Annotated in this window: 16 protein-coding genes; 6 read left to right on the top strand and 10 right to left on the bottom strand. The window is 67.0% G+C overall.

What is annotated here, in order from left to right:
- Positions 1–12 precede the first annotated feature (12 nt).
- From BLR51_RS01835 to BLR51_RS01825, 3 genes are all read right to left on the bottom strand, one after another.
- Positions 13–309, bottom strand: coding sequence for a DUF6455 family protein (locus BLR51_RS01835; RefSeq protein WP_089842877.1), 297 nt, complete (start codon positions 307–309; stop codon positions 13–15).
- 3 nt (positions 310–312) lie between these two features.
- Positions 313–573, bottom strand: coding sequence for a DUF6455 family protein (locus BLR51_RS01830; RefSeq protein WP_089842874.1), 261 nt, complete (start codon positions 571–573; stop codon positions 313–315).
- A 92-nt stretch (positions 574–665) separates the two neighbouring features.
- On the bottom strand, positions 666–1,382 hold the full coding sequence (locus BLR51_RS01825; protein ID WP_089842871.1) for a M48 family metallopeptidase: 717 nt from the start codon (positions 1,380–1,382) through the stop codon (positions 666–668).
- Positions 1,383–1,526: 144 nt separating this feature from the next.
- Between BLR51_RS01825 and BLR51_RS01820 the strand changes: the two genes are divergently transcribed.
- Positions 1,527–1,760, top strand: coding sequence for a DUF8831 family protein (locus BLR51_RS01820; protein ID WP_089842868.1), 234 nt, complete (start codon positions 1,527–1,529; stop codon positions 1,758–1,760).
- On the opposite strand, the gene BLR51_RS01815 is transcribed toward BLR51_RS01820, so the two are convergent.
- Positions 1,761–2,012, bottom strand: coding sequence for a DUF167 domain-containing protein (locus BLR51_RS01815; protein WP_089842865.1), 252 nt, complete (start codon positions 2,010–2,012; stop codon positions 1,761–1,763).
- A gap of 99 nt (positions 2,013–2,111) precedes the next feature.
- On the opposite strand from BLR51_RS01815, the gene BLR51_RS01810 reads away from it, so the two are divergent.
- Positions 2,112–2,690, top strand: a complete 579-nt coding sequence (locus tag BLR51_RS01810) for a nitroreductase family protein (protein ID WP_089842862.1) — start codon at positions 2,112–2,114, stop codon at positions 2,688–2,690.
- Positions 2,687–3,388, top strand: a complete 702-nt coding sequence (locus BLR51_RS01805; RefSeq protein WP_089842859.1) for an EI24 domain-containing protein — start codon at positions 2,687–2,689, stop codon at positions 3,386–3,388. The genes BLR51_RS01810 and BLR51_RS01805 overlap by 4 nt, the downstream gene beginning before the upstream one ends.
- A gap of 5 nt (positions 3,389–3,393) precedes the next feature.
- On the opposite strand, the gene BLR51_RS01800 is transcribed toward BLR51_RS01805, so the two are convergent.
- Both BLR51_RS01800 and mce read right to left on the bottom strand, forming a co-directional pair.
- Positions 3,394–3,681, bottom strand: coding sequence for a DUF1467 family protein (locus BLR51_RS01800; RefSeq protein WP_089842856.1), 288 nt, complete (start codon positions 3,679–3,681; stop codon positions 3,394–3,396).
- 22 nt (positions 3,682–3,703) lie between these two features.
- A complete protein-coding gene (mce, locus tag BLR51_RS01795) occupies positions 3,704–4,108 on the bottom strand; it encodes a methylmalonyl-CoA epimerase (protein WP_089842854.1) in 405 nt (134 codons plus the stop codon).
- A 132-nt stretch (positions 4,109–4,240) separates the two neighbouring features.
- Between mce and BLR51_RS01790 the strand changes: the two genes are divergently transcribed.
- On the top strand, positions 4,241–4,957 hold the full coding sequence (locus tag BLR51_RS01790) for a response regulator transcription factor (RefSeq protein WP_089842851.1): 717 nt from the start codon (positions 4,241–4,243) through the stop codon (positions 4,955–4,957).
- Here the strand turns inward: BLR51_RS01790 and BLR51_RS01785 are convergent, their stop codons facing one another.
- Both BLR51_RS01785 and BLR51_RS01780 read right to left on the bottom strand, forming a co-directional pair.
- Positions 4,958–6,148: a DUF1501 domain-containing protein gene (locus tag BLR51_RS01785; protein ID WP_089842848.1), complete on the bottom strand. Its 1,191-nt coding sequence runs from the start codon at positions 6,146–6,148 to the stop codon at positions 4,958–4,960.
- 3 nt (positions 6,149–6,151) lie between these two features.
- Complete coding sequence (locus tag BLR51_RS01780) at positions 6,152–7,546, bottom strand: DUF1800 domain-containing protein (protein WP_089842845.1); 1,395 nt, start codon at positions 7,544–7,546, stop codon at positions 6,152–6,154.
- Positions 7,547–7,768: 222 nt separating this feature from the next.
- Between BLR51_RS01780 and BLR51_RS01775 the strand changes: the two genes are divergently transcribed.
- Entirely contained in the window at positions 7,769–8,401 is a 633-nt protein-coding gene (locus tag BLR51_RS01775; protein ID WP_089842843.1) for an MT-A70 family methyltransferase, read from the top strand.
- Here BLR51_RS01775 and BLR51_RS01770 read toward each other — a convergent pair whose 3' ends face one another.
- Both BLR51_RS01770 and aspS read right to left on the bottom strand, forming a co-directional pair.
- Positions 8,402–9,181 carry a BglII/BstYI family type II restriction endonuclease gene (locus tag BLR51_RS01770; RefSeq protein WP_089842840.1) on the bottom strand — a complete coding sequence of 260 codons (780 nt, stop codon included), beginning with the start codon at positions 9,179–9,181 and terminating at the stop codon, positions 8,402–8,404.
- Positions 9,182–9,186: 5 nt separating this feature from the next.
- On the bottom strand, positions 9,187–10,968 hold the full coding sequence (gene aspS / locus BLR51_RS01765) for an aspartate--tRNA ligase (protein ID WP_089842837.1): 1,782 nt from the start codon (positions 10,966–10,968) through the stop codon (positions 9,187–9,189).
- Positions 10,969–11,149: 181 nt separating this feature from the next.
- Here aspS and BLR51_RS01760 point away from each other — a divergent pair, with 181 nt between their 5' ends.
- Positions 11,150–12,400, top strand: a complete 1,251-nt coding sequence (locus tag BLR51_RS01760; protein WP_089842834.1) for an SAM-dependent methyltransferase — start codon at positions 11,150–11,152, stop codon at positions 12,398–12,400.
- The last annotated feature ends 149 nt before the right edge of the window (positions 12,401–12,549 follow it).

Raw genomic sequence — 12,549 nt, 5'->3', positions numbered from 1 at the left:
CTGTCTGGGGCCTCAGGCACCGGTCTGCGCCAGCGCCTGCAACGTGCCAAAGAGCCGCCGGTTGGCGCATCCCTCGGGCAGGGGGCGCGGGCTGTCCTCGGGGCGGTCGAGCCAGCGGCCACAGGCCTCGGCCCAGGCGCAGCCCCGGCAGCGCCGCACCATCCCCGCCCAGTGTCGCGGATCCAGCGCGCCATCCTGCTGCGCCTCCACCAGATCAAGCCCGGTGGCGCGGGCCATGCGCTGCACGCGCCAGTAATGCTCTGTCGCATCGCCCAAGGGCCGCGGCGGGCGGGGTCTGGCGCCGGTCACGGCTCAGCCCTTGCGCAGATCGCTGAACAGGGTGGCGTTGCGGCAGTAGTCCGGCGCGGCCTGCTCCGGCGCCCCGTTATGCTGCGCGAGCCAGCTTTCGCAGTCGCCGGGACGGGTGCAGGCGGTGCAGCTGAACACCGCCTCCTCCAGCCCGTCCATGTCGAGCCTGCCGCGCAGCATCTGCTCCTGCAGGTCAAGGCCAAGCGCTGTCGCCATGTCATCGACCAGCCGGGCGTGGCGTTTCAGATCTTCGCGTCCGGGCATCGGGGCCTCCCTCTGTGACCTGTCAGACCGGGGAAGCGTAGCATCGGGCGGGCGCGCCGCCCTTGATGCAGGTCAATGTCGCGGGGTGTGGATCAGACTCCGCCCGCGCGCGCGGCTTCGGCGGTGCGGCGCACGATTTCCATGCGGGCGGCGTTCGGCGGGTGGGTGCCAAGGAAGCGGTTGCCGGGATCGGGCAGGCGGGTGAAGAATTCCGCCCCCCGCACCGGATCATAGCCCGCGCGCAGCGTGACGATGGTGCCAAGCTGGTCGGCCTCCAGCTCGTAATCCTTGGTAAAGGTGCGCGCCCCCAGCGAGGCGCCGAATTCCTCGGCAGAGCGCACGGACTGGGCATCCGCCCCGGTCATGGCGGCGAGCCCGGAAAACACGATGGCGCCGATGGTCGCGTCCTGCTGCACCCGGCCCAGATGCCCAAGGATGTGATGCGACGCTTCGTGCCCCATGACGAAGGCCAGTTCGTCAGCATTGTCCACCGACTGGATGAGCGGGATGTTGAAGGCAAGAATGGGCCGGCCAGAGCGATCCAGCGTCTGAAAGGCGTTGGGCTCCTGCCCCGGACGGTCATCCACCACGATCAGGAAATCGCAATTGGCGGACATCCGCAGCAGGCGGCGGCATTCCGCCTCCGCCACCGGTTCCACCCGGTCCACCACCTGCACGAACTGCCGTGCCGCCCGTTCCGCAGGCTGGCCTTGGATCGCGGAGGGCTGGCCGGGATTGGTCATTACGGGCACGGTGGCGCAGCCGGCCATGGTCAGCAGGGCGAGGACAAGGGGAATCAGGCGGTGCATCGGTGGCGCGCTCTCCGGTTCGGGGTGGACCTTGGGCCAAGCGTAGCCCGGCTGCGGGCGCGGCGCCAGCCTGCCGCCACGGGCATACACGCAGATGCGATTTCGGGGCTGGGCAGGACCACGGGGCTGGTCTAGGCTGAGCCCATGTTCAGCATAGAGCACGAATTTGACGCCACCGTGGTCACCCTCGTCGACGAGGGCAGCCCACATTTGCAGGAAGACGTGATCGTTTCCAGTTTCGAGGAATGTATCACGGTCGAACAGTATGACCCGCGCACCGACCGCGTGAACCGGATCACCCTGTCGCTGTCGCAGATGAAGGATCTGGCGGCGGCGCTCAGCCTGCCCGAAGGCGTCTATACCCGCGCCAAGCGCTGATCACGGCTCGATCCGGAACAGCTTGTCGCGCGATGTGGCGCCCCGGACCAGCGTCAGCCGCGATTTTGGAATCCCCAGCGCCTTGGCCAGCAGCTGCACCACGGCGGCATTGGCCTTGCCGTCCTCCGGCACGGTGGTGACGGTGACGCGCAGCTGCCCGTCCTTCAGCGTGACGGCATTGCGCGCGGCGCGCGGGGTGACGCGCAGGGCAAGCGTGGTGCCGGGCAGGGCAAGATGGCGCAGATCCTCCATGCCGCTGGCTGTAGCAGCCGCCTGCGGATCCGGCAACGCGGGCGGTTGAATCCCGCGCCGCAAAGGCTGACATAGAACCGGCAATCCAAGGAGATGCGCATGCCCAGCCCCAACCCGCAGGCGATGGACTTCCTGCTGACCCGGCGGTCTCGCCCGGCCAAGACCCTGACCACCCCCGCGCCGGACCGCGACCAGCTGGTGCCGATTCTGATCGCCGCCGCCCGCAGCCCCGACCATGGCAAGCTGGAGCCGTGGCGGTTCATCGTGCTGGGCCGCACCGCGCTGGAGCGGCTGGCGCTTGCCGCCACGGGCCGCGCCGCAGCGCTGGGTCTGGACGAGGATCAGGCCGCCAAGGCCCGCGCCGCCTTTGCCGACAGCCCGCTTTGCGTGGTGGTGGTGGAGGTGCAGAAGGACAGCCCCAAGATCCCGCCGCTGGAACAGACCTATTCCGCAGGCGCCGTCTGTCTGGCGCTGCTGAATGCCGCGCTGGCCTCGGGCTGGGGGGCCAACTGGCTCAGCGGCTGGGTGGCGCATGACCGCGCCTTCGGCGAGCAGCAGCTTGGCCTTGCCCCGCAGGAGCGGGTGGCGGGCTTTCTGCATATCGGCACCGAAACCTCTGCGCCGCCGGACCGTCCGCGCCCGGATCTGGACCGCATCACCACATGGATGGACACATGATCCTTGCGTCTTTCTTCGCCGCGCTCGCCCAGCTGGGTGATGTCCGGTTCCGGTCGGTGCTGCTCAAGGGGCTGGCGCTGACGGTGGGGGTGTTCATCGCGATCTATGTCGCCTTTGTCTGGCTGGTGGGCTGGCTGGTGGGCGACAGCGTCACCCTGCCATGGATCGGCCAGATCACATGGGTCGACACCGCCATCAGCTGGGGCGCGGTGCCGCTGATGCTGCTGCTGTCGGTGGTGCTGATGGTGCCCGTGGCCTCCGCCATCACCTCGTTCTTTCTGGACGAGGTGGCGCAGGCGGTGGAGGACCGGCATTATCCGGCACTTGGCCCGGGCCGCAACGTGCCATGGACCGAGGAACTGCGCGACAGCGCCGCCTTTCTGGGGGTGCTGATCCTCGCCAACCTCGTGGCGCTGGTGCTGTATCTGATGTTTGCGCCCTTCGCGCCCTTCATCTTCTGGGGGCTGAACGGCTTTCTGCTGGGGCGGGAATATTTCACCCTTGCCGCCATCCGGCGCGTCGGGCGCGCCGAGGCGACGCGCCTGCGCCGCCGCCATCTGGGCACGATCTGGATCGCCGGGGTGCTGATGGCGCTGCCGCTGACCATCCCGCTGGTGAACCTGCTGATCCCCATTCTGGGGGCCGCGACCTTCACCCATCTGTTCCACCGCCTGCAGGGCCAGCGCCCCGCAGGCTGATCCGGTCAGGATCCGCTGAGCGGTGCCATGCGGTTGAACATCCAGCTGTCGATGTCGCGCACGGTGATGAAGCCGCCAAGGATGATGGTGGCAAGGATCGCCCAGATCACCAGCGCGACGCCGCTGGTGATGATCGCCTTGCGCTTGAGGTTGTGCACCTCGGGGCTGCTGGCATGGGTGCCGGGCACGACCTGCCCCAGATCGCCCTGCGTTTTCAGCCGCAGCGGGATCACGCAGAGAAAGGTCATGAACCAGATCACGGCGTAAAGCACGAGCGCGGAAGTGATGGCCATTCAAATATCTCCTGTCGGTCGGTCAAACCTGTTCCAGTTCCACCAGCGTGCCCTGAAAATCCTTCGGATGCAGGAACAGCACGGGTTTGCCATGGGCGCCGATCTTGGGCTCGCCGGTGCCCAGCACGCGGGCGCCCGCCGCTTTCAGATGGTCCCGCGCCGCCAGAATGTCATCCACCTCGTAGCAGACGTGATGAATCCCGCCTGACGGGTTCTTTTCCAGAAATCCCGCGATCGGGGAATTTTCGCCCAAGGGATACAGCAGTTCGATCTTGGTGTTGGGCAGTTCGATGAAGATCACGGTCACGCCGTGATCGGGTTCGTCCTGCGGCGCGCCGACCTTTGCCCCCAGCGTGCAGCGATACTGCGCGGCGGCGGCGTCAAGGTCGGGGACGGCGATGGCGACATGGTTCAGGCGACCGATCATGCTGGACACTCCAAGGGCAAGGCTGGTCCCGCTTATGGCTTGGCCGAGGGGATTCTCGCAAGGAGGGTGCGTCCATTAACCGCCTGTTAGGGAGGAGACCGGAGGATGCGGGGGTGGCTGAAGGAGACTCAGATGACCGACAAGGATGGACTGAACCCGATCGCGCGGCCGTCGCAGTCGCGGCCCCTGCTGGGCATGACGGTTCTGGTGGTGGAAGACAGCCGCTATGCCTGTGATGCCATGCGGCTGCTCTGCCTGCGCAGCGGGGCGCGGATCCGGCGGGCGGACTGCCTGCAATCGGCGCGGCGGCATCTGGCGGTGTATCGCCCCACGGTGGTGATCATCGATCTGGGCCTGCCCGATGGGTCCGGCGCCGAACTGATCGCCGATCTGGCGGCAGCCGCGCCGCGGGTGTCGGTGATCCTTGGCACCAGCGGCGACCGCTTCGCGGAGGATGTGGCGCTGGCGGCGGGGGCGGATGATTTCCTGCCGAAACCGGTGGAAAGCCTTGCGATTTTCCAGAACACCATTCTGGCGCAGCTGCCCGAAGAGCGGCGGCCCAAGGGCATGCGGCTGGTCTGCGACGACGTGATCCGCCCCGATCCGCTGGCCTATCGCGATGACATGGCCCATGCCGCCGATGTGCTGGGGGACGAGGCGGACGATCACCTGCTGGGCTATGTGACCCATTTCCTGCGCGGCGTGGCGCATAGCGCGGGGGATCACGTGCTGGAACAGGCGGCGCAGCGGCTGGCCACCGCCCATGCGCAGGGCAGGCCGGTCCAGCCCGATGTCGCGCGGCTGGCCGGACTGGTGCAGGACCGGCTGGCCGAGCGAGTGGCGATCTGACTACAGCAGCAGCCGGGGATCGGCGCCCAGATCCACCCCCGGAAAGACGGTGCGTTCCACCACGCCGCGGTCCAGCCCGAACAGGCCCTGAATGATCCAGCCGGCATGGGCGCGCAGGTCGCGGGTGGGCATCAGATCGCGGCGGGCATACAGGTCGGCCTCGGTCAGGCCGGGCCAGTCCGCCACCACCTGCCCGCCACGGATCGCACCCCCGGCAAGGATCATGGCACCGCCGGTGCCGTGATCGGTGCCGCCGGTGCCGTTCAGCCGCACGGTGCGGCCAAATTCGGTCATGGCAATCACCGCCGTCTGCTGCCAGACCGGCCCGCCCAGCCCGTCGCGCAGGGTCAGGATCACCTCGGACAGCTTGGCCAGCGCGCGGGTCAGGGCCACCTCCTGCCTGTCATGCGTGTCCCAGCCGTTGATCGAAAAAGACGCGATGCGCGCCGCCCCCGAAAGCTGCTGCGCGGCAAATTCGGCGATCCGGCCTTCGGGCGAAGGGCCCTTCTTGCCCCGCGCCTTTGGCTGGTCCGACCCGCCCATCTCTGGCTGGCTGGTGATGTCATAGGCCTGCGCCAGCGCCGCCGCGAACAGCGGATCATCCTGCATCACCAGTTCGGCGAGCTTCAGCGCCTGCGGGCTTAGCGTCAGATCGGCCTCTGGCGACCAGCGCGACACCGGCGCCGCACCGCCAAGGATCGGCAGCGCATCGCGCCCGATGGCATAGGCGGTGTCGGTGCCTACGCCCGGATAGTGCTGCAGCAGCCGGTTCAGCCAGCCATCGCGGCTAAGCCCGGCGCTGAGGTCGGTGATCCCCGCCTCCAGCAGATCCTGCCCGTCAAAATGGCTGCGCTTGTCGCGATAGGGGGTGGATACGGCATGCACCACGCCCAGCTGGCCCTGCTGCCACAGCGGCATCAGCGGCGCGAGCGCGGGATGCAGCGCATGGAACCCGTCCAGATCCGCCGCGCCTTCGGGCAGGGCGCCGCGCAGCCCGGCATAGGCCGGATCGCCATGCGGCATCACCGCGCCCAGCCCGTCCATGGCGCCGCGCAGGATGATGACCACCAGCCGCGCGTCGCCGGGGGTTGCGGCAAAGGTCACCGGCGTGATCAGCGGGCTTGCCGCCAGCGAACATCCCAGCGCGGCGGAGCGGGTCAGGAACAGGCGGCGGGTCAGATCGGCAGCCATGGCTCACATCCTCTGAAAAGCGGGGGAGGCCAGCACCAGCCCCACGCCATCGGCGCGGGTTTCGGCGGCGCGGGCGGCAAAGGCGACGGCGGGCGGGACGCGCGGCCCCAGCGCCACCTCGACAAAGGCGCGGGGGTCGGGCAGGTCGGCCATCAGCTGTTGCGGCACGGCCACGGCCCATTGCAGCCGCGCCGACAGGCCCTGCGGCGAAATCCACGCGCTGTCGGCCTCGGGCAGGCCATCCGGCCCGTCGGGGTCTTCCCAGACATGGCCCATCAGCGCCATGGGATAGTGCACCAGCTGCCGCCCCTGCTTTTCGTCCAGCTTCACCAGCCGCGCCGGATCCACCGCCAGCGCGCGCAGCGCCGAACCGATGAAGTCCAGCGGCGGTTTCACGTTCGGGCTGGCCGCCGCCCATGTCGCGGGGTGGCCGATCAGCGCGGCATAGCCCGCGCGCAGATCGGTGCCGCTGTCCAGAAAGGCGCGCTCCACCGCCGTGACCAGCGCCGGATCGGGCGTGTCGCTGACAAAATGAACGGCAAGCTTGCGGGCCAGATGCCGCGCGGTGGCGGGGTGGCGGGCAAGATCGCGCAGCACGGCATGGACGTCGCGCAGGCGCGCGCCCTTGCCATCGCCATAGGCCACGCCCAGCACGGTTTCCCGCCCCGGTTCGGCCAAGGCCTTGCGGAACTGCTGCCCCTGCCGTTCGGTCATGGTAAGCCCGGTCAGCAGTTCAGCCAGTTCGCGCACGTCATCCTGAGTATAGGGCCCGTCAGCCCCCAGCGTGTGCAGTTCCAGCACCTCGCGGGCGAGGTTTTCGTTCAGCCCGCCGGATTTGGCCTTTTTCGCCTGCGCGGCGGGGGAGCTGGGGCCGATGGACCGGGTCTGGTCCAGATAATGCACCATCAGCGGATGGGTGACGGCGGCGATCAGCAGATCCTCGAACCGCCCGCCAAGGTGGGGCCGCAGCGCGCTTTCCACATAGGGCGAACTGCCGAAGCGCAGCAGCCCGGTCTTGCCGGTTGCGGTGAAATGATCCGCCCAGAAGGTGGTCAACCGTTCGCGGAAGGGCGCCGGAGTGACCACGCGGCGCGCCAGCTGCTGCCGGAGCCAGAGCATCTGCGCGGTGCGGGCCTGCTTGTTCAGACGCTTGAGCTGTTTGATCGCGTTCTCGGCGGCGGGGGAGCCTTTTTCCTTGCTGCGGATGGCGCGAAAGTCGAGCCGCGCCTGCAGCCGGGTCAGGAAGGTGTCGAAATCCTCCACCGGAAACTGCTTTGCCACCTTGTCCGGGGCATCAAGCTGCGCCAGCAGCGCCTTGGCCTCGCCGGGAGGGGCGATCCGGGGCGACAGGCCGCAGCCGAAACGGATATCGGCAAGGATCGGATCGAACGCGGCCATGGCGGTGCTCCGTGCAGGGGCTTTGCACAAAGATAATCGCACGCGGGCCGGATTTCATCTCTGCCGTAGCGAAACGGGCGGGCAGGGCGGCGGAAACAGGCCGACCTCTCTGCGTCATCTGGCGCAGATCTGGAGTTCCAATTTTGTTCCGGCTGTGAGAAGCTGGTGTTTGATGCTGAAAGCCGCGTGACAAGCGGGCGAACCGGAGGCTATATCTTGGACATGAGCCAAATCGCCGCGCAAGACCTGTCCGGGTTCCTTGGAAGGGACCGTTTCGCCACCGTCATGGCGGACCCGCCGTGGCGGTTCACCAACCGTACCGGAAAGGTGGCGCCGGAACATAAGCGGCTGGCCCGCTATCCGACCATGACGCTGGAGGATATCTGCGCGCTGCCTGTCGCGGATTTCCTTGAAGATACAGCGCATTGCTACCTGTGGGTGCCCAACGCGCTGCTGCCTGAAGGGCTGCAGGTGCTGACCTCGTGGGGGTTCGAATACAAATCGAACATCGTCTGGCACAAGATCCGCAAGGATGGCGGGTCGGACGGGCGCGGCGTCGGGTTCTACTTCCGCAACGTGACCGAACTTCTGCTGTTCGGGACAAGGGGCCGCAACGCGCGCACCCTGTCGCCGGGGCGCAGTCAGGTGAACATGCTGCAAACCCGCAAGCGCGAACATTCGCGCAAGCCGGACGAACAGTATGAGCTGATCGAAAGCTGCTCCAAGGGTCCGTATCTGGAGATGTTTGGCCGTGGCGTGCGTCAGGGCTGGACGGTCTGGGGCAATCAGGCGGATGCGGATTACAAACCCAGCTGGAAGACCTATTCCTACAATTCGTCGCTCGCGGCGGAATGATCAGTCGTCCAGGCTGAACAGGTCCAGCGCGCCGGGATCCTCCAGCGGCTGATCGGTCAGCAGGCTGTCCGGCAGCCCGATCAGCAGCAGCGGGCAGGGGTTGCCCACCCCGCGCGCCACGCGATCCTCCAGCTTTGACCAGTGGGTGGAGGCGGGGCCGAACTTGCTGGTCACGAAGGTGCGGGCAAAGGCTTCGGCAAAGGACATGCCGCGCGCCATGCGCGTGGCGACAGAGGCGCGCTGCGCCCGCGTGCGTTCGGTGATGTTGAGCCGGTCCAGATCCGCTTCGGAATTCAGCCCCTGCTGGTTCATCCATGCGGCGATGCGGGGAAAAAATGCCTCCTGCATCGAGGCGCCGCGGGTCACCACGATGCCCAGACTGATCGCCGACAGCGCGTGCAGCCGCTGGAAATTTTCCAGATCGCGGTCAAAGAACGGATCCTTGTTGTTCCATTCGATTTCCAGCGCCAGCGTGCCGGTGGGACCAAAGCGCACATGATCGACCTCGTGGCTGATCGCCTCGCGCTCGCGCCCGTCGACCACGGTGCGCACGTTGAAGCTGTGCTTGGCCCAGCCGGTGGCGGACAGCGCGTGGCGCAGCCGCTGGGTCTGGCGCGACTCGCCGCCGCCACCCCCCACCAGTTCCGCAAGCGAGATGCGGAAGGCGGTCAGGGCGGCGACCAGTTCGGCCAGTTCCTCGGGGAAGTCGAAGGCGAGGATCGCCTCCGCATGGTTGCGGGTCAGGACGTCGAAGCCCTGATCCCGCAACGTCTGCAGCATCGCGCTCACTCCTGCGGAATGACCCGCAGGGACAGCTCCATGAGCTGGTCCGAGGTGGGTTCGGAGGGCGCGCCCATCATCAGATCCTCGGCGCGCTGGTTCATCGGGAACATGATGACCTCGCGGATGTTGGCGGTGTCGGCCAGCAGCATCACGATCCGGTCGATGCCCGCCGCACAGCCGCCATGCGGCGGGGCGCCGAAGCGGAAGGCGTTGACCATGCCGCCAAAACGGCGCCGCACCTCGTCCTCGCCATAGCCTGCCAGCTCAAACGCCTTGAACATGATCTCGGGCTTGTGGTTGCGGATGGCGCCGGAAATCAGCTCGTAACCGTTGCAGGCAAGGTCATACTGGAAGCCCAGAACCTTCAGCGGATCGCCCTTGAGCGCCTCCAGCCCGCCCTGCGGCATGGAGAAGGGGTTGTGGCTGAAGTCGATCTTGCCGGTGGTTTCGTCTTTTTCATACATCGGGAAATCGACGATCCACGCGAAGGCGAAGCGGTTCTTGTCGGTCAGGCCAAGCTCTTCGCCGATCACGGTGCGGGCGCGGCCCGCCACCCGTTCAAAGCTGGCAGGCTTGCCGCCAAGGAAGAAGGCGGCATCGCCCACGCCCAGACCAAGCTGCTGGCGGATCGCCTCGGTCCGCTCGGGGCCGATGTTCTTGGCCAAGGGGCCTGCGGCCTCCATCTGGCCGTCGGTTTCGCGCCAGAAGATGTAGCCCATGCCGGGCAGACCCTCTTTCTGGGCAAAGGCGTTCATCCGGTCGCAGAATTTGCGCGAGCCGCCGGTGGGGGCGGGGATGGCGCGGATTTCGGTGCCGTCCTGTTCCAGCAGCTTGGCGAAGATGGCAAAGCCGGATCCGGCAAAATGCTCGCTCACCACCTGCATCTTGATCGGGTTGCGCAGGTCGGGCTTGTCGGTGCCATACCACAGCGCGGAATCGGCGTAGCTGATCTGTTCCCATGTCTCGGGGGCGTCGACCTTCTTGCCGCCGCCAAATTCCTCGAACACGCCAGCGACCACGGGGGCCACGGTGTCGAACACGTCCTGCTGGGTGACGAAGCTCATTTCGAGGTCGAGCTGGTAGAAATCGGTGGGCGAGCGGTCGGCGCGCGGATCCTCGTCGCGGAAACAGGGCGCGATCTGGAAATACTTGTCGTAGCCCGACACCATGATCAGCTGCTTGAACTGCTGCGGCGCCTGCGGCAGCGCGTAGAACTTGCCCGGATGCAGCCGCGACGGCACGAGGAAGTCGCGCGCGCCTTCGGGGCTGGAGGCGGTGATGATCGGGGTCTGGAATTCGCGGAAGTCCTGCGCCCACATCCGCTTGCGGATCGACGACACCACATCCGACCGCAGCACCATGTTGCGCTGCATCGCCTCGCGGCGCAGGTCAAGGTAGCGGTAGCGCAGGCGGGTTTCCTCGGGATATTCCTGATCGCCGAACACCATCAGCGGCAGTTCGTCGGAGGCGCCCAGCACCTCCAGATCGCGGATGAACACCTCGATCTCGCCGGTGGGCAGCTTGGGGTTCACAAGGCTCGCATCGCGCGCCTTCACCACGCCGTCGATGCGCACGCACCATTCCGCCCGCAGCTTTTCCACCGATGCAAAGACGGGGCTGTCGGGATCGCACAGCACCTGTGTGATGCCGTAATGGTCGCGCAGGTCGATGAACAGGATGCCGCCATGGTCGCGGATGCGGTTCACCCAGCCCGACAGGCGAACGGTTTCGCCCTCGTTGGCCTTGGTCAGGTCGGCGCAGGTATGGCTGCGATAGGCATGCATGTGGAGTGCCCTTCGGAAACTGCTTGAAAGTCAGGCGCCGATACACAGGGGCGCGGGGGGGAAGTCAAGGGAAGCCCGGTGTCTTTGCCATATTTCGCATCTGTTGTAACCTAGGGGAACAATTTTGCGAGTCTGCGCGTTTGGCTTCGTTTTCTGGAACAGGGTCACTCGGGGGTGTGACATGTGGGAAACCGTACTCGACAGAATGCTGCATCGCCTGATCGTGACCGGGCGGCTGCGGGTCACCTATCCGGAGGGCACCGTGCGCGACTACGGGCCCGGCGGCGCCGAGGCGGAGGTGGTGCTGAAGGAGGCCCGGCTGCTGCGCGCGCTGTGCCTGCGGCCGGTGCTGGCGCTTGGCGAGGGCTACATGGACGGCAGCCTGCAGGTGCCATCCGACCGGCTTTACGATCTTCTGGCGCTTCTGATCCGCAACCAGCAGGCCGGGCGGCTGCCGGTCTGGGTCAATGCGGTCCATGCGCTGCGCGGGCAGCTGCGCGGGCTGGTCCAGCGCAACACGCCGCTGCTGTCGCAGCGCAACGTGCAGCATCATTACGACATTTCCGATGATCTTTACCGGCTCTTCCTTGACCGGGACATGCAGTATTCCTGTGCCTATTTCACCGATCCGGATCTGTCGCTGGAGGAGGCGCAGCAGGCGAAAAAGGACCATATCGCCCAGAAGCTGCTGCTGAAGCCGGGGATGCGGGTGCTGGACATCGGCTGCGGCTGGGGCGGCATGGCGCTGACGCTGGCGCGCGATCACGGCGTGCATGTGACGGGGGTCACGCTGTCGGAAAACCAGCTTGCCACCGCGCGCCGCCGCGCTGCAGAGGAAGGCCTTGCCGACAGGACCGATTTCCGCCTGCTGGATTACCGGCTGCTGCAGGACCGCTTTGACCGCATCGTCAGCGTCGGCATGCTGGAACATGTGGGGGCGCCGCATCTGCACGACTATTTCGCCAAGCTCGACGACCTGCTGGCCCCGGAAGGCGTGGCGCTGGTCCATTCCATCGGCCATGTCTCGCCGCCCGCCGCGACCTCGGCCTGGATCGACAGGTATATCTTCCCCGGCGGCTATGTGCCCTCGCTGTCCGAAGTGGCGGCGGCGGTGGAACGCACAGGGCTCTGGGCCGCGGATGTGGAGGTGCTGCGCGGCCATTACGGCCCCACGCTCAACCACTGGCGGCAGCGGTTCGAGGCGGCGCTGCCCCGCGTGCGTGCCATGTATGACGAGCGGTTCATCCGCATGTGGCGGTTCTATCTGGCGGTCTGCGAAGCCGCGTTCGAGGAGTCGTTTCAGGCGGTCTTCCACATGCAGCTGTCGCATCGGCAATATGCCGTGCCCGTCACGCGCGATTATCTGTATCAGCGCGACCCCGCCCGCGACCACAGCCGCTCCCGCGAGGGGATGCTGCACGCCGCACAGTAGCGTGCCACAGCGGCGGATCCCGGTCGGATTGGGGTTGCACGGGCAGGGCTTCTGTCTATAACCCACGACAATTTGCGGGGAGCTGCGACTCCCGCGCAGGATGCCCCGTGCCTGAACCGCACCGCCACACCGTCAAGACGAGGTCCGAC

This window comes from Salipiger marinus (genome assembly GCF_900100085.1).
In the GTDB taxonomy this organism is placed as follows: Bacteria; Pseudomonadota; Alphaproteobacteria; order Rhodobacterales; family Rhodobacteraceae; genus Salipiger; species Salipiger marinus.
This window is presented reverse-complemented; position numbering and strand designations above follow the sequence as displayed.